The organism is Curtobacterium sp. MCLR17_032, from assembly GCF_003234795.2.
Taxonomy (GTDB): Bacteria; Actinomycetota; Actinomycetes; order Actinomycetales; family Microbacteriaceae; genus Curtobacterium.
The window spans coordinates 2,659,867-2,679,502 of record NZ_CP126268.1; the positions used below are offsets into that span (position 1 = coordinate 2,659,867).

A 19,636-nucleotide genomic window follows, 5' to 3' on the forward strand; every position below is an offset into this window, starting at 1 on the left:
CACTTCGCCGCGGCGCCTGGTGCCCCGCGTCCTGGCGCCGATGCTAACCACCGAACGTGTGCTCGGTCCGGCTCAGGTCATCTGGGCGCTGCGGCGGCGAGCCAGGACGTACGCGACGGCGACCGACCCGCTGACGGCCAGGAGGGACGGGATGAGGATGTCGGTCCCCTGCTGCGTGAACTCGACGACGAGCACGAGCGCGGTGAAGGGTGCCCGCATGGTGGTCGCCAGGAACGCGGCCGCGCCGATGAACGCGAACGAGGCGATGCTGCCGCCGTCCACCGGCCAGAGCAGCAGCCAGGCGGCGCCGAGGAACCCGCCGAGCGCCGACCCGATCGCGATCGACGGCGTCAGGGTGCCACCGACCGCGCCGGCACCGATCGTCGCGGCCGTCGTGACGGTCTTGAGCAGGCCGAGCACCAGCAGCGCCAGGAGTGGTGCCATGCCGAGCAGGGTCGGGCCGTCCAGGTCGGCGTTCATCGCGGCGATGCCGAGGGCCCGGCCGTTGCCCATCACCTCGGGGAACGGCACCGCGACCAGCCCGACGAGCGCGAAGACGACCGGCAGCACCACGAGGAGCTTCCACCCGGTCGGGGCGATGCCCTGCAGCCGGTTCGTGGTCTTGACGAACCCGACACCGGCGAACCCGAGCAGCGGCCCGACGATGACCGCCCAGACGAGCAACGACGGCGAGAGGTGCATCGCGGGCACGTGGTAGAGCACCTCGTCCGGGATCACGAGCCGGGCGACGAACGCCGCGACCGCACTCGTCGCGAACGCCGGCAGGGCGGTGGCCAGGGTGAGCTCGCCGAGCAGGACCTCGACCGCGAACAGGGCGCCGCCGAGCGGGACGTCGTACACCGCCGCCAGGCCGGCAGCCGCACCACAGGCCACGAGCACCTTCGTCTCACGACGACTCAGGCCGGCGCGGACCGTCAGCAGCTGGGCGGCCCAGGCACCGATCTCGCGCGGTGCGACCTCTTTGCCGATCGAGGCACCGAGCCCGACCGCCAGGATCTGCACGCCCGCGTTGCCGAGGGTCACCAGCGACGGCATCCGCTTGCCGCCCACGGCCGCGGGCACACCGACGACGGGTCGACCCCAGCGTCGGATCGCCCACCACGCCACCGCGGTGAGGACACCGGCGGCCAGGACCGCCAGGAACCGGTTCAGCCCCGAGGGTGCGTCGGCAGCCTCGTGGTGTCCGGCGAACGGGTACCCGAAGGCGACGAACTGGATGAGCTGGAGCGCGAGCCACACGGCGATCCCCGCGGCACCGCCGGCGACGCCGACGAGCGCGGTGACGACGGCGAGTTTCAGCACCCAGGCCGGGCTGGCGTGACCGTTGTGTGGCATGTCGGCAAGCGTAGTGGGAGCGCTCCGCTGAGACGATCTGGAGGCCCGGCCCACCACCGGCGGACCGGTCCCGACCTGCGGGTGGTGATCCGGGCCTCCCGGCCTGGTGGTCAGACGGCCGTCACGCGGAACGGCACCACCGTCTCGGGGAAGGTCATCGGGGCCTGGACGCCGACCACCTCGAGCGCGCGGCCCGAGAAGACGCGGTCGCCGGACCACCACGGTGCCGGTTCGAGGCCGGGCACGTCGCCGATGACGAGCGGGTCGACGCGGTACCGGGTCTCCGGGTCCAGGCCACGGAACGTGATCCGACCGCGCGGGCTGACCTCGGACCGGCCGACGACGGCCAGGAAGAAAAGCGCCTGCCGGCGGTCCGGCGCGACCGACCCGTAGACCAGCTGCGTGTCGTCCGCCTGGTCGACCCGGACCATCTCGCCGCGGTGCAGCAGCGGCCGGACCTGCTTGTAGGTGTCGATCCACTCGGTGAGCTCGCGCTCCTCGGCCTCGGTCGCCCGTGCCAGGTCCCACTCGATGCCGAGGTGCCCGTACAGCGCGGTGCCGGCGCGGAAGGCCAGCGTGTGCTGCCGTCCGGTCGTGTGGTTCGTGCCGCTGGCGATGTGCGAGCCGAGCATCTCCGCGGGCAGCAGCTGCATGGTCCACCGGTTCATCTGCTGCCGCTCGAGCGGGTCGATGCAGTCCGAGGTCCAGACACGGTCGGTGTGCTCGATGACGCCGAGGTCGACGCGGCTGCCACCGGACGAGCACGACTCGATCTCGAGCGCGGGGAACCGTTCCTTCAGCGTCGCCATCAGCCGGTACGCGGCGACGGTCTGCTCGTGTACGGCGGCACCGGCGCCGCGGGTGCCGGCCTCGACCAGGTCGCGGTTGTGGTCCCACTTGACGTAGTCGACGCCGACCTCGCTGATCACCGCGGTCAGGCGGTCGAGGACGTACTCGTACGCCGCCGGGATCGCCAGGTCCAGCACCTGCTGGTTGCGGGCACGGACCGGCAGCCGACCGTCCGCCTGCATGATCCACTCCGGGTGCTCCCGGGCCAGGTCGCTGTCCTCGTTGACCATCTCCGGCTCGAACCAGAGGCCGAACTCCATGCCGAGCGCCCGGACGTGGTCGACGAGCGGGGCGAGCCCGTCGGGCCACACGTCCTCGTCGACGAACCAGTCCCCCAGGCCCGCACGGTCGTCGCGGCGGCCCCGGAACCAGCCGTCGTCGAGGACGAAGCGCTCGACGCCGATCCGGGCCGCACGGTCGGCCAGGTCGGTCAGGCGCGCCAGGTCGTGGTCGAAGTACACCGCTTCCCAGACGTTGATCGTCATCGGGCGGGGGCGGCTCGGGTGCTGCGGGCGCTGCCGGAGCCAGTCGTGGAAGCGGCGGGCCTGCGCGTCGAGGCCGTCCCCGTACGCGCCGTACACCCACGGCCCGGAGTAGGTCGCGTCGCGCTCGAGCCGGACCTCGCCGGGCAGGAGCAGTTCGCCGCCGCCGACGACCTGGTGCCCGTCGCTGACCCGTTCGGCATGGTGGCGGTGGTTGCCGCTCCAGCCGACGTGCACGCCCCACACCTCGCCGCTCGCGAAGCCGAACCCGGGCGTCCCGACGCTGAGCACCGTGGCGGCGTCCGGACCGGTCCGGCCACGACGGCCCTCGCGCTGGTGGGTGCCGACGACGAGCTCGTGGCGCTGCGGGGTGCGTTCCCTGCCCCAGCGTCCGGCGAAGTCCAGGACCTCGCGGGCCCGGCCGGGGACGGGGAGCGCCACCGTCAGGTCGTCGAGCGTGTAGGTGCCGTCGGCGGTGTTCGTCACCGCGGCGCGCAGGCGCACCAGGCCCGACACGAGCATCTCGATCTCGATCCGGAGCGCCAGCCCGGCGACCTCGTCCGCGGCGTCCACGACCAGGCGCTGCAGTGCGCCCACGTCGCCGGTCCGGGTGACGTCCGAGACCGTGAACGCGGGCGACCAGTCGGCGCCGTCGCGGTGTCCGACGAGGCCGGGTCGACCCATCCAGCCGGTGTGCGCCTCCGGCACCACGCTGAGGCGGACGGCGACGTCGGGCGTGCTCGGCTGCAGCGGCAGGACGTCGGCCTCGGCGAGCGCGGTCAGTTCGGCGTCCGGCAGCTCCCCCAGGGCGGCACCCCAGTGCACGACGGCGGGCAGGCGGCCGTCCGAGCAGTCGAGCACCAGGGAGACCGCGGCGGCGCTCAGGTGGACGGGGACGGTGGGGAGCTGCGACATCGGGTCTCCTCGGTGCGGACGGACGGGGACGAGCCTCCCGGTCCCAGGCGGTGCGCCGCAACCCGACGCGCTGGTGCACTCAGAACCAGCGGCTGGTGCACTCAGAACCAGCGTTTGGCCTTGAACACGGCGTACAGGACCGCGGCGAACAGCACCATCGCCAGGATCGAGAGCGGGTAGCCCCAGGTCCACGACAGCTCGGGCATGTGTGTGAAGTTCATGCCGTAGATCGCCGCGATGAGGGTCGGGGCGAACAGGATCGCCGCCCAGCCGGAGATCCGTTTCGTGTCGTCGTTCTGCTTCTGCGCGGCCAGGGTCGAGTCGACCGTCAGCGCGTTCTGCAGCAGCTGCCGGAAGGTGTCCAGGCGCTCGACGACCCGGATGGCGTGGTCCAGCACGTCACGGAAGCGTCGCTGCAGCTCGACCGGCAGGTGGTACTTCTCGGCGCCGCGGTGCAGGTCCTCGATCATCCGGATGAGCGGTCGCGCTGCCCGCTGGAAGTCGACGACCTCGCCGAACAGTTCGTAGACGCGGCGGGACACCCCGGCGGAACCGGAGAACAGCTGTCCCTCGATCTGGTTGATGTCCTCCTCGAGGCCGTCGATGACCGGGCGGTAGTCGTCCACGATCGAGTCCATCAGCGCCCAGAGCTGCGCCTGCGACCCGGCGGTGACCAGGCCGGGCTTGCCGCTCATCCGCTGCAGCGCGCGCGGGACGGTGCCCGGGCCGCGCGGGTCGGCCTGCACGACGGCCAGGAAGAAGTCCTGACCGACGAAGGCGTGTACCTCGCCGAACTCCACCTCTTCCTCGGCGTCGCGGTACACGGCGGGCTTCAGCACGGCGAAGAGGGTCGAGCCGTACCGTTCGAGCTTCGGACGCTGGTGCCCCTCGGCAGAGTCCTCGACCGCCAGCTCGTGCAGCCCCAGGGCGACGGCGACGTCCCCGAGCTCGACCGCGTCCGGCCGGTCGAGCACGATGCACGCGGAGGCTCCGTGCTCCTCGATCATCCGGAAGCTGTCGTCGAGCGAGTGGCTCGCCGTCGGAGCGATGCGGTCCACGTACACGGTGTTCAACTCGACGGTCACGGCACCACCGTACGCACCCTGGGCAACGGGTGGGCGAACGACGGCGGGAGGGCGTAGCGTCCAGGTCCTCAGCATGCTGACGAAAGGGACGACCATGCGGTGGATGCGGAAGATCGTGATCGCGGTGAGCGCCGTCGTCGCCGTGGTGGGCTCGTTCATCGGGTCCGGCGCGGCCGGCGGCACCCCGATCGCCGAGGCGGCGGACGGAGCACTGTCGGCCTCCTCGACGGCGATCGCCCCGGGCGGCCCGGCGTTCGGGATCTGGAGCGTCATCTACGTCGGGCTCATCGCGTTCGCCGTGTGGCAGTTCCTCCCCCGCACCGCCGACCGCGCCCGCCACGACCGGCTCGCCGTGCCCGCGACACTGTCCCTGCTGCTCAACGCGGCGTGGATCCTGTCCGTGCAGTTCGGGTACCTGTGGCTCAGTGAACCGATCATCGTCGCGCTGCTCGGCGTGCTCGCCTGGGCCTTCGTCGTCCTGCGGCGTACGCGGCCGTCGGGTCGCCTCGAGTCGCTCATCACCGACGGCACGTTCGGGCTCTACCTCGGCTGGGTGTGCGTCGCGACGGCGGCGAACACGGCCGCGGTCCTGACGGCTGCGGGCTTCCGCGGGTTCGGGCTCGGGCAGGACGTCTGGGGCGTCGTCGTCGCGGCGGTCGCCGGTCTGGTCGGAGTCCTCGTCGCCGTGACCGGACGTGGGCGGATCTCGCCGACGCTGTCGCTCGGCTGGGGTCTGGCATGGGTCGCGGTCGCCCGCCTCGACGGGCCGCTGGTCTCGGTGCCGACCGCCGTCACCGCCGTCGGTGCGACCGTGGTGGTCGTCGTGGTGACGCTCGTGGCCCGTGCGCGGGCTGGCTGGGCGGCACGTCCGGCCGCACTGCGCGCCGCCTGACCCGGTCGGGCGAGGCCCGGCGCGGGCGTCGGACCCGGTCGGGAGGCGCGGCCCACCCCGCCCCGCCGCCGGACCCCGGCAGGCTCAGCGCCCGGCGGCCACCAACCCATGTGCGGCGGCGACGGCCTCGTTCGTGACCCGCCCCGCGTGCGCGTTGAGGCCGAGGGCGAGAGCCGGGTCCGCGTCGAGCGCCCGCTCCCACCCCTGGTCCGCGATGGCCACGGCGTACGGCAGCGTCGCGTTCGTCAGCGAGATCGTGCTGGTGCGGGGTACCGCTCCGGGCATGTTCGCCACGCAGTAGTACACGGCGTCGTGCACGCGGAAGGTCGGGTCGTCGTGCGTGGTCGGCCGCGAGCCCTCGAAGCACCCGCCCTGGTCGATCGCGATGTCGACCAGCACCGAACCGGCTCGCATGTCGGCGACCATCGCGTCGGTGACGAGCTTCGGCGCCGAGGCTCCCGGGATCAGCACCGATCCGATGACCAGGTCGGCGTCCGCCACGGCCGCGGCGATGGCGAGCGGGTTCGACCGGAGCGTCGTCACCCGGCCGTCGAACCGCGCGTCGAGCGCCCGGAGGCGCGGCAGGCTGATGTCGAAGACGGTCACCTCGGCACCCATCCCGAGGGCGATCGTCGCAGCGTGCTCGCCGGCGACCCCACCGCCGATCACCACGACTCGGCCCTTCGGCGTCCCCGGGACGCCGCCGAGGAGCAGGCCCCGGCCGCCGTTCGCCCGCATCAGGTGGTGTGCGCCGACCTGGGCGGAGAGACGTCCGGCGATCTCCGACATCGGCGACAGCAGCGGCAGCGACCGGTCCGCCAGCTGGACGGTCTCGTAGGCGATCGCGGTCGCGCCGGACTCGACGAGCGCCGAGGTCAGCGGGCGGTCGGCGGCCAGGTGGAGGTAGGTGAAGAGCACCTGCCCCTCGCGGATCAGCGGGTACTCGGACGCCACGGGTTCCTTGACCTTGAGCACCATCTCGGCCTGGTCCCAGACCTGGCGGGCCTCCGCCACGACGGTCGCGCCGGCCGCGGTGTACTCGTCGTCGGTGAACGCCGATCCCGTCCCGGCACCGGCCTGCACGAGCACCTGGTGTCCGTGCATCGTCAGCTCGGCGACCCCGGCGGGGGTGGCGGCGACGCGGAACTCGTTGTTCTTGATCTCGGTGGGGACGCCGATGCGCATGACGGACTCCTTCGTGGGCAGTTGCTCGGTCCCACCATTCAGCCGCGTGTTCGTCATGGCTGGGGTCAGACCGAACGATCACCCGTCTCAGCGGAGTTCGGTGTCACGGCGTTCGGTACCACGGCGCGTGAGACCGCTCCCACCGAACGCAGCACGGCACGCCGGCCGGCTGCGATCAGCGACGCAGGCGCGAGCGCAGGGTGTCGCTCGGCAGCTCGCCGAAGCGGGACCGGAACGCGGCCGAGAACCGGCCGAGGTGCCCGAAGCCCCACCCGCGGGCGATGTCCGCCACCGAGGTCTCGTCACGCTCGGCCCGCCGCAGGTCCTCGCGCGCACCGTCGAGCCGCACCGAGCGGAGCAGTTCGCCGGGGGTCTGGTCGAGGTGCCGGCGGAGCGACTGCTGCAACCCGCGCGGGCTGAGGCCGGCGGCCGCGGCGATCTCCGGGGTGCCGATCGGCTCACGCGCGTGGGCGTGCACGTAGTCGAGCGCACGACGCAGGCGCTGGTGTTCCGGTCCGGTGCCCGAGATTGCGGCACGCCAGGTGCTGCGTCGCGGGAACGCCCGGACGGCGGCGGTCGCGAAGGCCTCGGCGATGTCCCGGCGGGCGACGGCGGAGAGCTCGTTGTCGACCTGCAGCCACGTCGACGAGTGCCGACGGACGGTCTCCTGCCAGATGCGCAGTCCCTCGGGGTCGGGTCGCTCGAGCGGTTCGAAGGCGAAGGTCTCGTCGCCGACCAGGTCGGTGAGGAACGTCCGGTCCAGGTGCACGAGGTTCAGCCCGATGTCACGGTGGTGCAGGTCGTAGACCTCGGACGGCAGGACCATCGGCACCCCCTGCACCAGGTCGACGGAGCGCCCCTTGAACGTGATGGTGCTGCTGCCGCTGCGGAGCCACGCGACGATGACGTCGTCGGACTGGCTCTGGCTGCGCAGGTCGACACCGAACCGGGAGGTCCGGAGCGACATCCGCTCGTCGGTGACCCCGGCGAAGTCCCAGAGCGTGTCCGGGCGGGTGCGTCGGATGACCGGGGCCTTCAGGTCGTAGTCGGCGGTGAAGAACGCCATGGCCTGGTCGATGTCGGTCCCCGCGAGCCGGCGGTAGGAGCGGGTGTCCTGCCGCGGCACGGCTCGGGGCCGCTCGACGCTGCCGGATCGGCCGACACTGCCGGATCGGCCGACACTGCCGGATCCGCGGGCGACGGACGGACCGGCTTCGGGAGAGAGCACCATGCTCCGACGGTAGATCAGGCCACCGACATCCTGGCCGGTCCGTCCGCCCCAGAAGCGGGGACAGGCCCCGGGTTCCCCCGTTCGGCATCCGGCCCCCCGGTCAGTTCTGCAGGATCGCCTGCCCCACGCTCTCGTCGAGGATCAGGTCCGTCACGAGTCCCGCCGCCAGGGCTCCGCGGAGCGACGCGGCCTTGCCCCGACCGGCGACCACGCAGATGCGCCGCGGTGCCCGCTTGATCGTGTCGAGGTCCGGCGCACCGGCCCGGGCGTTCACCCCGATGTCCTTCCACGACCCGTCCGCGCGGTAGAAGACGGTCGAGACGTCGCCGACCACCTGCGCGGTGACGAGCTCCTCCTGGTCGGACGGGTCCAGGTACCCGCCGGAGTAGACGTGCGAGGGCACCGGGGCCTGCGGGGCGCCGACGCCGAACACGACGACGTCCATCCGTTCGTGCAGGTCGAGCACGCGGCGGATCGAGCGCTCCCGGAACAGCGCGGCCTTGGTGGCGGGGTCGTCGAAGAACGCCGGCACCGGGAACTGCTGCACGAGGGCGCCGTAGGCCTCGCCGAACCGCCGGAGGATCTCGGAGGCGTAGACGATGCCCGTCGTCCGGGTGTTGGCCGCGCCGTTCACCTGCACGATCGTGGAGCCGTGCGTGGTCTTCGGCACGAGGTACCGGCTGACCGCGCTGACCGTCGACCCCCACGAGATGCCGATCACCATGTTCGACTCGATGTACTGCGTCAGGATCCGCGCGGCCGACAGGGCGACCCGCTCCAGGCGGTCGACGTCGCTCGTGTGGTCCGGCACCGGTACGACGTGGGCGTGCACGCCGAAGCGGGCGCGGATGCTGCGGCTGAGCGCGGCGGCCTGGTCGAGGGGCGAGCGGATCTGGATGTCGACGAGTCCGGTGTCCCGCGCGTACTTCAGCAGACGGGACACCGACGAGCGGGACGTGCCGAGCTCGTCGGCGATGGCGTCCATCGTCAGGTCCTGCAGGTAGTAGAGGTGTGCGGCCCGCAGGGCCTGCTGGGTGCGCACGGGCTGGGCGGCATCGCTCATGGACCGAGCATGCACGGACGTGCACGACCTCTGCAACCCCGTCCGCGCCTCCCGTCCGCACAGACGCACCACAGGACGGAGGTTCGACAACCGTTCTGCACGTCCGTGCACGCAGGTTGCCCACGCGTTCCGACGAGCGCACGATCGATGGAGTACCAACGAACCGACCCCAGAAAGCGATGCGAACGACCATGTCGAAGAAGACGCAGCCCAGGAACACGGTCACCGCCCTCACCGGACGCCCGAACGCACAGGTCCTCATCGTCGGTGGTGGCATCAACGGCATCGCCACCTTCCGCGACCTCGCCCTGCAGGGCGTCGACGTCGCCCTCGTCGAGCGTGGCGACTACGCCTCCGGCGCCTCGGCCGCGTCGAGCCACATGATCCACGGCGGCATCCGCTACCTCGAGAACGGCGAGTTCCGCCTGGTGCGCGAGAGCGTGCAGGAGCGCAACGGCCTGATCCGCATCGCCCCGCATTACGTCAAGCCGCTGCAGACGACGATGCCGATCTTCTCGACCTTCTCCGGCATCATGAACGCGCCGCTGCGCATGCTGACGCACAAGCAGCGCTCCACGAAGGAGCGCGGCGCGATGCTCATCAAGATCGGCATGACGATCTACGACTCGTTCTCCCGCGACGGTGGCTCGGTCCCGAAGCACGTCTTCCGCACCAAGAAGGCCGCGCTGCAGGACATGCCGGCCCTGAACCGCGACCTCAAGTACACCGGCACCTACTACGACGCCTCGGTCCACGAGCCGGAGCGCCTGGCACTCGACGTACTCAAGGACGGTCTGGCCGCCAGCACCGGCACCGGGTCCGACGCGACCGCCCGTGCGACCAACTACGTCGAGGCCGCGGGCAGCCGCGACGGCGGCGTCCTGCTCCGTGACCGCGAGACCGGCGAGGAGTTCGTGTTCACCGCGGACGTCGTCGTGAACGCCTCCGGCCCCTGGACCGACCTCACCAACGAGGCGTTCGGTGGCGAGACGAAGTACATGGGCGGCACCAAGGGCTCGCACATCGTCGTCGACAACCCCGAGCTCCTCGAGGCGACGAAGGGCCGCGAGCTGTTCTTCGAGAACAACGACGGCCGCATCGTCCTCATCTACCCGCTCAAGGGCCGGGTCCTCATCGGCACCACCGACATCGACGCCGACCCGTCCGAGCCGGCCGTCTGCACCGAGGAAGAGGTCGACTACTTCTTCGGCCTGGTGAAGCACGTCTTCCCGCAGATCGAGCTGGGCCGCGACCACATCGTCTACCGCTACTCGGGCATCCGTCCGCTCCCCCGCCACGAGGACACCGCCCCCGGGTTCGTGTCGCGTGACTACCGGATCGTCGACACCCCGATCGCGGGTCTGCCGAAGACCACGGTCCTGTCGCTCGTCGGTGGCAAGTGGACGACCTTCCGTGCCCTCGCCGCGCACCTGTCCACGGACATCACGACGAAGCTCGGCGTGACCCGCAAGGTCGACACGACCGGCATGCCGATCGGCGGTGGCAAGGACTTCCCGACCACCGACGGGCAGCGTGCGCTGTGGATCAAGTCGCACCGTGACGGCCTGGCGTCCGAGACGGTCGACCGTCTGCTCGAGCGCTACGGCACCCGTGCCGCCGAGGTCGTCGACGTCCTGGTCACCGGCCCGGTCGAGCCGCTCGAGTCCGACGGCACGATCACCCGCGGCGAGGTCCGGTACTTCGCCGAGCGTGAGCAGGCCGTGCACCTGATCGACGTGGTGCTGCGCCGCACGAACCTCGCGTTCGTCGGTGGCGTCACGATCGATCTGCTCGACGAGCTGGCCGACGTCATGGCCGAGACCCTCGGCTGGACGACCGAGGAGCGCGCGGACGAGATCCAGCGCACCCTCGACGTCCTCCGCGAGTCGCACGGCGTCATCGTGCCGCTGACCTCCGCGTCGCAGCTCGCCTGACCCCTCCCGAAACGCAACCTGGGCGGTTCTCCGCAGCGGTGTCCCGCTGCGAGGAGCCGCCCAGGTTGCGTTCCGCGAGGTCCGCGGGGACCGCGGGGCGGACGGGAGGCGCGGGGCGCGTCCGTCAGAAGCGCTCGCCGGTCGGGTCCTGCGCGCCCAGGTCGGCGAGGTCGTCGCCGCCGATCGGCTCCCCCGCCCAGTCCACGAGGCGCCAGCCGTCCGCACTCGATCCCTCGAGCTCGACGACGCCGGTGTTCTCCAGGTGCCGGTTCCGACCGAGGTCGGCCGGCACGTTCTGCGCGGTCACCGCAGCCCAGATCCGGATCGCCGCACCGTGGCTGAACGCCGCGGCGACCTCGGCACCGGTCGCCTCGATCTGCTGCACGGCGTCGTCGTAGCGGGCGAAGAAGGCGTGCCCGTCCTCGGCGCCCGGCATCCGCTCGTCGCGGTCCCCCGCCGTCCAGGCGTAGGCCGCAGCCAGGTAGCTCTGCACCGACACGGTGTCCCGCTTGCCCTGCAGGTCGCCGGCCTCGATCTCGCGGAGGCCGGGCAGCACCACCGGCTCGAGGTCGAGCGCCCGGGCGAGCGGCGCGGCAGTGATCTGCGTGCGCACCATGGACGAGGTGAAGAGCCGCTCGATCCCCCGGTCGCCGAAGGCCGCGGGCAGCGCCTCGGCCTGCTCCTGCCCGAGGTCGGTCAACCCGGGTCCGGGCACCTCGGCGTCGAGCAGGCCGGTCACGTTGGCAGGGGTCTGTCCGTGGCGGACGAGGAGCAGTCGCATGCCCTCAGCCTACGGATCGACCCGGACGTCACCCCTGCCGGGTGTTCCAGCGCGGGTTCTTCTTGTTGATGACGTAGACGCGTCCGCGGCGGCGGACGATCTGCGATCCGGGGATCTTCTTCAGTGCCTTGAGCGAGTTGCGGACCTTCACCACGAGCCTCCTTGTTGAGAACGGTTTTCATGTACCGTACTGCACATGTCGACCGTCCCGATCACCCTCGTCTCCGCGCTCCACGACGCCGATGCCGCACGCGTCGCCTCCCGGCTGTCGGACGGCCACCGCATGCACGCCGCGGGCAGTGCGCTCGCAGCCGCCCGTGCGGTCGCGGACCGGGCGGACCACCTGGCCGAGGTCTGCGGTCCCGACGCCCGACACTCCCTCGTCGTCACGCTGCCGGCGTGGGGCGACGCCCGCGCGGTGGCGATGATGCTCGCGAACGCCGCCCGCGCCGAGACCGGGGACGACCGGGTGATCGACCACGTGGTGTCGGTCCTCCGTGCGGGCGACGTGGAGCACCTGCTCTGGTCCGGCGTCGACGACGCCTTCGTCGCCGCGGAACGGCTCGCGGCACTGGTCGAGTACGCGACCGTCATCGTGCTCCAGGGCACCGAACGCCTGCCGGTCGCCCGCCGCCGGGCCCTCGTCGCCGTCGTGCACCGCTGCGCACCGCAGGCCGTCGTGCTCGCCGACGTGCGGCTCCGGAGCGCCGACGACCTGCCGGCGTCGAACGGTGCCGCCGCGCGCGTCCTGGCCGGGGCGGCGGGCTGGATGCTCGCCCTGTCGACCGACCACGACCTCCGGTTCCGGCACGCCGACGGCCTGACCGCCTTCCGCTACCGCGACCCGCTGCCGTTCCACCCCGCGCGGCTGGCCGACGTCGTCGAGCACGACCTGGTCGCGGGTCCGCAGGGCCGGGTGCTGCGGTCGCGCGGGTTCTTCCGCCTGGCGTCGCGACCGGACCACGTCGGCTCGTGGTCGAGCGTCGGCGCGATGCTCGCCCTGGACCCGACCGCGAACCCGTCCTGGGACGAGGACGCCCCGATCGGCCAGGCGCTCTGGTTCGTCGGCGAGGGGCTCGACGTCGACCGACTCAGCCGCGCCCTCGACGGGGCGCTCATCACGCCGTCGGAACTGCTGGCCGGCCCGGACCTCTGGCGGTCCTGGGCCGACCCGTTCCCGGTCTGGCCGGCACTCGACCGCGGCGAGTGACGCCGCAGCAGCGCCGGGGCTGCGAAACACCGGTGTTCGTCTGTCGAACACCCGCCGGTCGCGGCGAGACCGACGAACACCGGTGTTCTGCTGGGGTGCCGGACCGGACGGGAGGCGCGGGTCAGTGCCCGCGCTCGCCCGCCGGCTCCGGGGTGGCCGCGTCCACGACCCCGAACGGCAGGTCGCCGAGGTCCAGGTGCGGGTTGGTGTCCTGCGTGCGCACGAGTTCGCGGGCCTCGTCGCGGGTCTCCACGGCGGGCATCGAACCGGGCAGCGGGCGCTGCGAGGACTCCTTCATGCAGAACACCCCGACCGCGCCGAGGACGCTCGTCGCCATGAGGAAGTACGCCGGTGCCAGCTCGTTGCCAGTCGCGTCGAGGAGCGCCTGCACGATGAGCGGCGTCGTCCCACCGAACACGGCGATGGCGATGTTGTACGCGAAGCCCATGCCGCCGTACCGCGTCGAGGTGGGGAAGAGCGCCGGCAGCGACGCCGCCTGGTTCGACACCCAGAGCGCGGTCATCAGTGCGAGCAGCGCCAGACCGAGCAGCGTCGACCACTGCTCGCCGTGGCCGATGAGCATGAACGCCGGCAGCACGAGCACGATCGTCGTCGCGGCGCCGATCCACATCACCGTGCGTCGACCGAGTCGGTCGGACAGCCGCCCGGTCAGCGGGAGCATCAGCGCCAGGAGCACGAGCACCGGGATCGTCAGCAGGGTGCCGTCGATGGCGGAGTAGCCGAGCGAGTCGGTGAGGTACGTCGGCATGTACGAGGTCAGGGCGTAGCCGACCGTGTTCGACGCAGCGACGAGCATCACGGCGATGACGATCGGGCGCCAGTACTGCCGGACCATGGCGAACACCGTGGCCGGTCGGCCCTCGGCGTCGGCGCGGGCCTCGGTCGACGCCTCCTGCGCCGCCTGCGTGGCCTGGAACACCGGGGACTCCTCGATGCGCAGGCGGAAGTACACGGCGACGACGCCGATCACGCCGGCGAGCAGGAACGGCAGCCGCCAGCCCCACGCGGTCATCGTCTGCTCACCGAGGACGATCTGCAGGACCGTGACCACGGAGGCGCCGAGTGCGAAGCCCATGTAGCTGCCGAGGTCCAGGAAGCTGGCGAAGAACCCACGGCGGCGGTCCGGGGCGTACTCGGTGATGAACGTCGTGGCCCCGGCGTACTCACCGCCGGTCGAGAAGCCCTGCAGCAGCTTGAGCACGACGAGCAGCACCGGCGCCATCACGCCGATCAGCGCGAAGTCGGGCAGCGCACCGATGAGCACGGTGGACGCCGCCATCATGATGAGCGTCGTCGCCAGGACCTTCTGGCGGCCGATGCGGTCCCCGAGTCGCCCGAAGACGATGCCGCCGAGGGGGCGGGCGATGTACGTCGCCGCGAACACCCCGAGGCTGAAGAGGACCTGCACCCCGGGCTCGGCCGTCGGCAGGAACACCCGGCCCATCGTGACGGCGAGGTAGCCGTACACGCCGACGTCGTACCACTCCATCGTGTTGCCGACCACCATGCCGCCGACCGCCCGGCGCATCATGCCCTTGTCGACGACGGTGACGTCGCTCTCGCGGAGGCGACGAGCAGGCCTGCGCCCGGGCCTCCCGGACGACCGGTCACTCCGTGGTGACCCGTCCTCCCGGATGTCGGGGCGCTCGGTACTGCTGGGGTCGGAACCCATCCGTCTCTCCTCTGGTCCGCTCGGCCGGTCGTTCCGGCCTGGAAGCAACAGCCGACGACGTTACCGAGCGACTGCAATGTCATCCAGCGGAGACTGCCAGGTTCGCCGCTGTCACCCGGACGGGGGTCATGCCCGATCAGCAGCCCCGTGCGGATCGGGCGGGACGGTCACATCCTGGTAACTTCTCGCCGTGGCGATCGAACCGGACACGAAGAACTGGACCTGGGTCATCGAGTCGGCCTGCCCGGACTGCGGGTTCGACGGCTCGGCCGTGACGATCCGCGAGGTGCCCGGCCTCATCGACGCGAACACCGCCGGGTGGCCGGAGCAACTCCGGCGCGACGACGTGCGGCAGCGCCCGGACGACGCGACCTGGTCACCGCTGGAGTACGGCGCACACGTCCGCGACGTGCACCGGAAGATGACCGAGCGCCTCGAGCTGATGCTCGCCGAGGACGACCCGCTCTTCCCGAACTGGGACCAGGACGCGACCGCCGTCGCCGACCGGTACGACGAGCGGGACCCGGCGACGGTCGCCGAGGACCTGCAGGCCGCGGCTCGTCGGGCCGCACAGGCCTTCGCCGGCGTCCGTGACGACCAGCTCGAGCGCACCGGGCGGCGCACCGACGGCAGCGGCTTCACGGTCGCGACGCTCGCGGTCTACTACGCGCACGACCCGGTCCACCACCTGTGGGACGTGCGGCACGGTCGGTGAGCGATCCGGGCCTCCCGGCCGACGACGAACACAGACAGCCGACCACAGACGGCCGCCGACCGTCGTCAGGCCAGGGCGTCGAGCAGCGCTCGCGCGGTCGCCGCGTCGGTGACCAGCTCGTTGACCAGACGTCCCCGGACGGCGCTGATGATGCTCGGCACCTTGACCGCACCGACGGCGACGCCGACCGCGTGCGGCACGGCGGCCAGGACCTCTCGTGAGGTCCGCACCATCCGGTCGCTGCCCGGGAACTCGATCGGCTCCCCGTCCGGCCCGGTGAAGTTGAGGCAGACGTCGCCGGTCGCCCGGTCGAAGACGTCGTCGTCGACCGGCAGCCCGCGGGCCATCGCGTCCCGGGTCACGACCGGCGCACCGATGCCGAGGATCGCGCCCTTCGCCCGGGTCCAGAGCCCGACGACGTGCTGGAACGCCGGGTCCTCGTCCAGGGAGGCCCGGAGCGCCTCCGACGGCAGGGCCTGCGCGAACAGGAAGGTCGGGATCGCCCCCGAGCGCTCCGCGGCCGCGCGGGTGATCTCGTTCGTCTGGAACCACTGGTTCGGGTCCGCCTGACCGCCGACGGTCGGGACGAGCTGCACACCCGGCATCGGCGGCATCGCCCCGTGCGCGATCGCGTGCACGGTGCTGCCGGAGGACATCAGGACGGCGTCGCCCGGGGCCAGGCCCATGGCCACCACGGCGGCGGCGACCGGCTCGGCCAGGTCCACGCCGAGGGTCGCGGCGTGCGTGACGGCCGCCAGGTGCACGGCCTGCAGACCGAGCACCACCTGCAGTCGTTCGGCCAGGGCGACGGTCTCGTCCTGGAAGGGGTCGACGACCTCGATCCGGACCAGCCCGGCGCGACGGGCCTCGGACACGAGCCGGCTCACCGTCGGGCGGGAGACCCCGAGGCGCGTCGCGATCTCGTTCTGGGTGGCGTCCTCGAGGTAGTACATCCGCGCGGCCTGGTACACGGTGTCGAGCGGGAACCGGGAGCGCTGGGCCTCGGGGACCGTCACCGACGTCGGCTGCTCGGGCGTGGCCGGGACGGGGACCGACGGGCCCGCGGACGCAGTGCTGTCGGAGGACGCAGTGCTGTCGGACATCGAGCGCGGGCCTCCCGGGGTGTGGTGCCGTCGACCGGGCGGGCGGACGACACGGTGATCGTAGCGCCGGACGGCCGCACGTCGGCTGCCCGTGACCCCCGGCAGAGCACAGCGTTCTGTCGGTTGTCGGACGTACCGTGCTCGAGACTCCGATGCGCTCCACAGCGGGGTCCGACGTTCCATCGAGGGGATCCACCCATGAAGAAGTCCGTCTGGCTGCCGGCCCTGATCGCACCCGTCGTCGTGGCCGGTGTCGTCGCCGCTCCCGTCATCGCGCAGGCCGCGTCCACCCCGATCGCCGGGGACCACCCGACTGCGGCGGCCGTGATCGCCAGCATCGCGAAGTCCTCGGACGAGCGGTACTCGGGCAAGCTCTCGCAGACGAGCGACCTGGGCCTGCCGGAGCTCCCCACCGGTGCCGGCGGGTCCTCGCTCGAGGGCAACGCCTCGGACGCCCTCAGCCTGCTCACGGCGTCGCACACCGCCCGTGTCTACGTCGACGGAGCGAGCAAGCAGCGCGTGCAGGTGACGGAGCAGCTCGCCGAGCAGGACCTCATCCGCAACGGCAGCACCGTGTGGACGTGGGACTCGAAGCAGCGCGCCGCGACGAAGACCACGCTGCCCAGCCGATCTGCCCAGACCCCGGGCAGCGGCACGGCGACGCCGACGGACGTCGCGGAGCAGGCCATCGACGCGATCACGCCGACCACCACGGTCTCGAAGCCCGTCGCGACCTCGGTCGCCGGGCACGACGCCTGGCTGCTGACCCTGACGCCGAAGTCCTCGGACACCCTGGTGGGTCGGGTCCAGCTCGCCGTCGACCAGCAGACCGGGCTCCCCCTCCGCGCGTCCGTCACCGCCGCCGGCAAGGACGACCCCGCGTTCCAGGTCGGGTTCACCAGCCTCGATTACGGCGCCCCGGCCGCGCGCCTGTTCGACTTCACCCCGCCGACCGGTGCGGACGTCAGCACGAAGGACCTCTCCGACGCGACGCCGGGCTCCGGTGCGCGGCACCACGGTGCCGGCAGCGCCGAGCGTCCGACCGTCTCGGGCAGCGGCTGGGACACGGTCGTGGCACTCCCCGCGGGCAGCGCCGACCAGGCCGGGCTCGACTCGGACGCCTCCGGCCTCCTCGACCAGCTCACCACCGCGGTCGCCGGCGGTCGTGCCGTCCAGACCTCGCTCGTGTCGGTCTACCTGACCGACGACGGCCGGGTCCTGGCGGGCGCGGTGCCGGTGTCGGCCCTGGTCGCCGCGGCCAAGTGACGACAGCGCCGACCGGCCCCGACGTCGCCATCCACACCGACCCCACCAAGACAGACCTCGCCATCAGCACCGAGGGACTCCGCAAGGTGTTCCACAAGCAGCGCGCGGTTGACGGCATCGACCTGGCCGTCCCCCGTGGGTCGGTCTTCGGGTTCCTCGGACCGAACGGCTCCGGCAAGACCACGACGATCCGGATGCTCCTCGGGCTCTCGAGCGCGACCGGTGGCTCGATCCAGGTGCTCGGCGAGCCGATGCCCACGGCCCTCCGCTCGGTGCTCCCCCGGGTCGGCGCACTCGTCGAGGGTCCGGCGTTCTACCCCTATCTGTCGGGACGCGCGAACCTGTCCCGGTTCGACGCCGCCGACCCGACCTCGGACCCGCGCAGCCGGAAGGACCGGGTCGCGTCCGCCCTGGACCGCGTCGGCCTGACCCACGCGGCCGACAAGAAGGCGCACGCGTACTCGCTCGGCATGAAGCAGCGGCTGGGGCTGGCGAACGCCCTGCTCACCCCGCGCGAACTCCTGGTGCTCGACGAGCCGACGAACGGCCTCGATCCGCAGGGCACCCGGGAGGTCCGCAACCTCATCCGCTCCCTGGCCGACGACGGCACCACGGTGTTCGTGTCGAGCCACCTGCTCGCCGAGATCGAACAGGTCTGCACGCACGCCGCCGTGATGCGGACCGGGCAGCTCGTCGCGCAGGGCACGCTCGACGACCTGCGCTCCGCCGGTGCCCGCACGGTGACGGTCCGCACCCCCGACGTCGGGCAGGCCGCGGTCGTCCTCGGACGGCTCGGGCTGGCACCACGACGGGACGGCGGGTCGGACGTGCTCGTCGCCGACCTGGTCGCCGACGTCGAACCGGAGACCATCACCGCGGAACTCGTCCGTGCCGACGTCCGGGTCCGTGGGCTCGCCGTCGGCGGCGGGACGCTCGAGGACCTGTTCGTCGCGCTGACCGGAGAGGGATTCGATGTCGCCGGCTGACCCCACCCCGACCACCGCCGAGCGCCCGGCGACGTCCGGCAGCGCCGCGGGTGGCACCGCCCCGGCGCGACGGACCCGTCCCTTCGCCCTGCTCGGCTCCGAGCTCGCGCTCGTCTTCCGGCGGCGCCGAACCTGGGCGATGCTCGGTGCCCTGGCGGCCGTGCCGATCCTGATCGCCGTCGCGGTCCGACTGACCACCGGCGAGGACAGCGGCGGCCCGGCGTTCCTCGGCGACATCACGAACAACGGTCTCTTCGTGGCGTTCACCGCGCTGACCGTGTCGATCCCGCTGTTCCTGCCGCTCACGGTCGGCGTCGTCGCGGGTGACACCGTGGCGGGCGAGGCGAGTCACGGCACCCTGCGGTACCTGCTCGTCGCGCCGACCGGCCGGGTGCGGTTCATCCTGGTGAAGACCGCGGGAGCGATCGCCTTCTGCCTCGCCGCCACCCTGCTCGTCGTGCTCGTGGGAGCGGCGATCGGTGCCGTGCTGTTCCGGATCGGCCCGGTGACGCTGCTGTCCGGCACGCAGGTGGACGGCTGGTCGTACGCAGCCCGCGCACTGCTGCTCGCGCTCTACGTCACCCTGTCGATGCTCGGGCTCGTCGCGATCGGCCTGTTCGCCTCCACCCTGACGAACGTGCCGGTGGGGGCGATGGCCGCGACCGTGGTGCTCGCCGGCGTCTCCCAGGTGCTCGACCAGCTGCCGCAGCTGGACTGGCTGCACCCGTTCCTGTTCTCGCACCTGTGGCTCGGCTTCGGCGACCTGCTGCGCGACCCGATCTCGTTCGACTCGTTCGGCAGCAACGCCCTGCTGCAGCTCGGCTACCTGGTCGTGTTCGGGGCGCTGGCGTACGGCCGGTTCGCCAGCAAGGACATCCTCAGCTGAACGG

Annotated in this window: 17 protein-coding genes; 7 read left to right on the forward strand and 10 right to left on the reverse strand. The window is 72.2% G+C overall.

What is annotated here, in order from left to right; genetic code table 11:
• Positions 1–72 precede the first annotated feature (72 nt).
• From DEI97_RS12575 to DEI97_RS12585, 3 genes are all read right to left on the reverse strand, one after another.
• The gene (locus DEI97_RS12575) at positions 73–1,356 is read right to left on the reverse strand and encodes a chloride channel protein (protein ID WP_111074726.1); all 1,284 of its coding nucleotides are present in this window, start codon (positions 1,354–1,356) and stop codon (positions 73–75) included.
• Between the two features lie 110 nt (positions 1,357–1,466).
• The gene (locus DEI97_RS12580) at positions 1,467–3,602 is read right to left on the reverse strand and encodes an alpha-galactosidase (RefSeq protein ID WP_111074727.1); all 2,136 of its coding nucleotides are present in this window, start codon (positions 3,600–3,602) and stop codon (positions 1,467–1,469) included.
• A gap of 101 nt (positions 3,603–3,703) precedes the next feature.
• Positions 3,704–4,687 carry a magnesium and cobalt transport protein CorA gene (locus DEI97_RS12585; protein ID WP_253464013.1) on the reverse strand — a complete coding sequence of 328 codons (984 nt, stop codon included), beginning with the start codon at positions 4,685–4,687 and terminating at the stop codon, positions 3,704–3,706.
• A 103-nt stretch (positions 4,688–4,790) separates the two neighbouring features.
• On the opposite strand from DEI97_RS12585, the gene DEI97_RS12590 reads away from it, so the two are divergent.
• Positions 4,791–5,579 carry a TspO-related membrane protein gene (locus DEI97_RS12590; RefSeq protein ID WP_111074728.1) on the forward strand — a complete coding sequence of 263 codons (789 nt, stop codon included), beginning with the start codon at positions 4,791–4,793 and terminating at the stop codon, positions 5,577–5,579.
• An 84-nt stretch (positions 5,580–5,663) separates the two neighbouring features.
• Here the strand turns inward: DEI97_RS12590 and ald are convergent, their stop codons facing one another.
• The 3 genes from ald to DEI97_RS12605 form a co-directional block, all read right to left on the reverse strand.
• Positions 5,664–6,764: an alanine dehydrogenase gene (ald, locus tag DEI97_RS12595; RefSeq protein ID WP_111074818.1), complete on the reverse strand. Its 1,101-nt coding sequence runs from the start codon at positions 6,762–6,764 to the stop codon at positions 5,664–5,666.
• Positions 6,765–6,939: 175 nt separating this feature from the next.
• Positions 6,940–7,995, reverse strand: a complete 1,056-nt coding sequence (locus tag DEI97_RS12600; protein ID WP_111074729.1) for an AraC family transcriptional regulator — start codon at positions 7,993–7,995, stop codon at positions 6,940–6,942.
• A gap of 100 nt (positions 7,996–8,095) precedes the next feature.
• Positions 8,096–9,058: a sugar-binding transcriptional regulator gene (locus DEI97_RS12605; protein ID WP_111074730.1), complete on the reverse strand. Its 963-nt coding sequence runs from the start codon at positions 9,056–9,058 to the stop codon at positions 8,096–8,098.
• Between the two features lie 191 nt (positions 9,059–9,249).
• Here DEI97_RS12605 and DEI97_RS12610 point away from each other — a divergent pair, with 191 nt between their 5' ends.
• A complete protein-coding gene (locus DEI97_RS12610; protein ID WP_181439225.1) occupies positions 9,250–10,992 on the forward strand; it encodes a glycerol-3-phosphate dehydrogenase/oxidase in 1,743 nt (580 codons plus the stop codon).
• Positions 10,993–11,116: 124 nt separating this feature from the next.
• On the opposite strand, the gene DEI97_RS12615 is transcribed toward DEI97_RS12610, so the two are convergent.
• Together DEI97_RS12615 and ykgO are read right to left on the reverse strand one after the other, a co-directional pair.
• Entirely contained in the window at positions 11,117–11,773 is a 657-nt protein-coding gene (locus DEI97_RS12615) for a histidine phosphatase family protein (RefSeq protein WP_111074732.1), read from the reverse strand.
• 28 nt (positions 11,774–11,801) lie between these two features.
• Complete coding sequence (gene ykgO, locus DEI97_RS12620; RefSeq protein ID WP_111074819.1) at positions 11,802–11,924, reverse strand: type B 50S ribosomal protein L36; 123 nt, start codon at positions 11,922–11,924, stop codon at positions 11,802–11,804.
• Positions 11,925–11,969: 45 nt separating this feature from the next.
• Here ykgO and DEI97_RS12625 point away from each other — a divergent pair, with 45 nt between their 5' ends.
• Positions 11,970–12,983: a GTP-binding protein gene (locus tag DEI97_RS12625; RefSeq protein ID WP_111074733.1), complete on the forward strand. Its 1,014-nt coding sequence runs from the start codon at positions 11,970–11,972 to the stop codon at positions 12,981–12,983.
• Positions 12,984–13,104: 121 nt separating this feature from the next.
• Here the strand turns inward: DEI97_RS12625 and DEI97_RS12630 are convergent, their stop codons facing one another.
• Positions 13,105–14,676: an MFS transporter gene (locus tag DEI97_RS12630; RefSeq protein ID WP_111074734.1), complete on the reverse strand. Its 1,572-nt coding sequence runs from the start codon at positions 14,674–14,676 to the stop codon at positions 13,105–13,107.
• A 190-nt stretch (positions 14,677–14,866) separates the two neighbouring features.
• Between DEI97_RS12630 and DEI97_RS12635 the strand changes: the two genes are divergently transcribed.
• The gene (locus tag DEI97_RS12635) at positions 14,867–15,391 is read left to right on the forward strand and encodes a DinB family protein (RefSeq protein ID WP_111074735.1); all 525 of its coding nucleotides are present in this window, start codon (positions 14,867–14,869) and stop codon (positions 15,389–15,391) included.
• Between the two features lie 65 nt (positions 15,392–15,456).
• On the opposite strand, the gene DEI97_RS12640 is transcribed toward DEI97_RS12635, so the two are convergent.
• A complete protein-coding gene (locus DEI97_RS12640; protein ID WP_111074736.1) occupies positions 15,457–16,494 on the reverse strand; it encodes a sugar-binding transcriptional regulator in 1,038 nt (345 codons plus the stop codon).
• A 198-nt stretch (positions 16,495–16,692) separates the two neighbouring features.
• On the opposite strand from DEI97_RS12640, the gene DEI97_RS12645 reads away from it, so the two are divergent.
• From DEI97_RS12645 to DEI97_RS12655, 3 genes are read left to right on the forward strand one after another with little or no spacing between them, the layout of a single operon-like run.
• Entirely contained in the window at positions 16,693–17,760 is a 1,068-nt protein-coding gene (locus DEI97_RS12645) for a LolA family protein (RefSeq protein WP_111074737.1), read from the forward strand.
• Positions 17,757–18,746: an ABC transporter ATP-binding protein gene (locus DEI97_RS12650; protein WP_258376689.1), complete on the forward strand. Its 990-nt coding sequence runs from the start codon at positions 17,757–17,759 to the stop codon at positions 18,744–18,746. The genes DEI97_RS12645 and DEI97_RS12650 overlap by 4 nt, the downstream gene beginning before the upstream one ends.
• A complete protein-coding gene (locus tag DEI97_RS12655; protein WP_111074738.1) occupies positions 18,733–19,632 on the forward strand; it encodes an ABC transporter permease in 900 nt (299 codons plus the stop codon). Before DEI97_RS12650 ends, DEI97_RS12655 begins: the two co-directional genes overlap by 14 nt.
• The last annotated feature ends 4 nt before the right edge of the window (positions 19,633–19,636 follow it).

What these genes read in the sequence shown, in the direction of transcription:
- DEI97_RS12575 (WP_111074726.1), bottom strand. Translation starts at nt 1,356, where the DNA reads ATGCCACACAACGGTCACGCCAGCCCGGCCTGGGTGCTGAAACTCGCC.
- DEI97_RS12580 (WP_111074727.1), bottom strand. Translation starts at nt 3,602, where the DNA reads ATGTCGCAGCTCCCCACCGTCCCCGTCCACCTGAGCGCCGCCGCGGTC.
- DEI97_RS12590 (WP_111074728.1), top strand. Translation starts at nt 4,791, where the DNA reads ATGCGGAAGATCGTGATCGCGGTGAGCGCCGTCGTCGCCGTGGTGGGC.
- ald (WP_111074818.1), bottom strand. Translation starts at nt 6,764, where the DNA reads ATGCGCATCGGCGTCCCCACCGAGATCAAGAACAACGAGTTCCGCGTC.
- DEI97_RS12600 (WP_111074729.1), bottom strand. Translation starts at nt 7,995, where the DNA reads ATGGTGCTCTCTCCCGAAGCCGGTCCGTCCGTCGCCCGCGGATCCGGC.
- DEI97_RS12605 (WP_111074730.1), bottom strand. Translation starts at nt 9,058, where the DNA reads ATGAGCGATGCCGCCCAGCCCGTGCGCACCCAGCAGGCCCTGCGGGCC.
- DEI97_RS12610 (WP_181439225.1), top strand. Translation starts at nt 9,250, where the DNA reads ATGTCGAAGAAGACGCAGCCCAGGAACACGGTCACCGCCCTCACCGGA.
- DEI97_RS12615 (WP_111074732.1), bottom strand. Translation starts at nt 11,773, where the DNA reads ATGCGACTGCTCCTCGTCCGCCACGGACAGACCCCTGCCAACGTGACC.
- DEI97_RS12625 (WP_111074733.1), top strand. Translation starts at nt 11,970, where the DNA reads ATGTCGACCGTCCCGATCACCCTCGTCTCCGCGCTCCACGACGCCGAT.
- DEI97_RS12630 (WP_111074734.1), bottom strand. Translation starts at nt 14,676, where the DNA reads ATGGGTTCCGACCCCAGCAGTACCGAGCGCCCCGACATCCGGGAGGAC.
- DEI97_RS12640 (WP_111074736.1), bottom strand. Translation starts at nt 16,494, where the DNA reads ATGTCCGACAGCACTGCGTCCTCCGACAGCACTGCGTCCGCGGGCCCG.
- DEI97_RS12645 (WP_111074737.1), top strand. Translation starts at nt 16,693, where the DNA reads ATGAAGAAGTCCGTCTGGCTGCCGGCCCTGATCGCACCCGTCGTCGTG.
- DEI97_RS12655 (WP_111074738.1), top strand. Translation starts at nt 18,733, where the DNA reads ATGTCGCCGGCTGACCCCACCCCGACCACCGCCGAGCGCCCGGCGACG.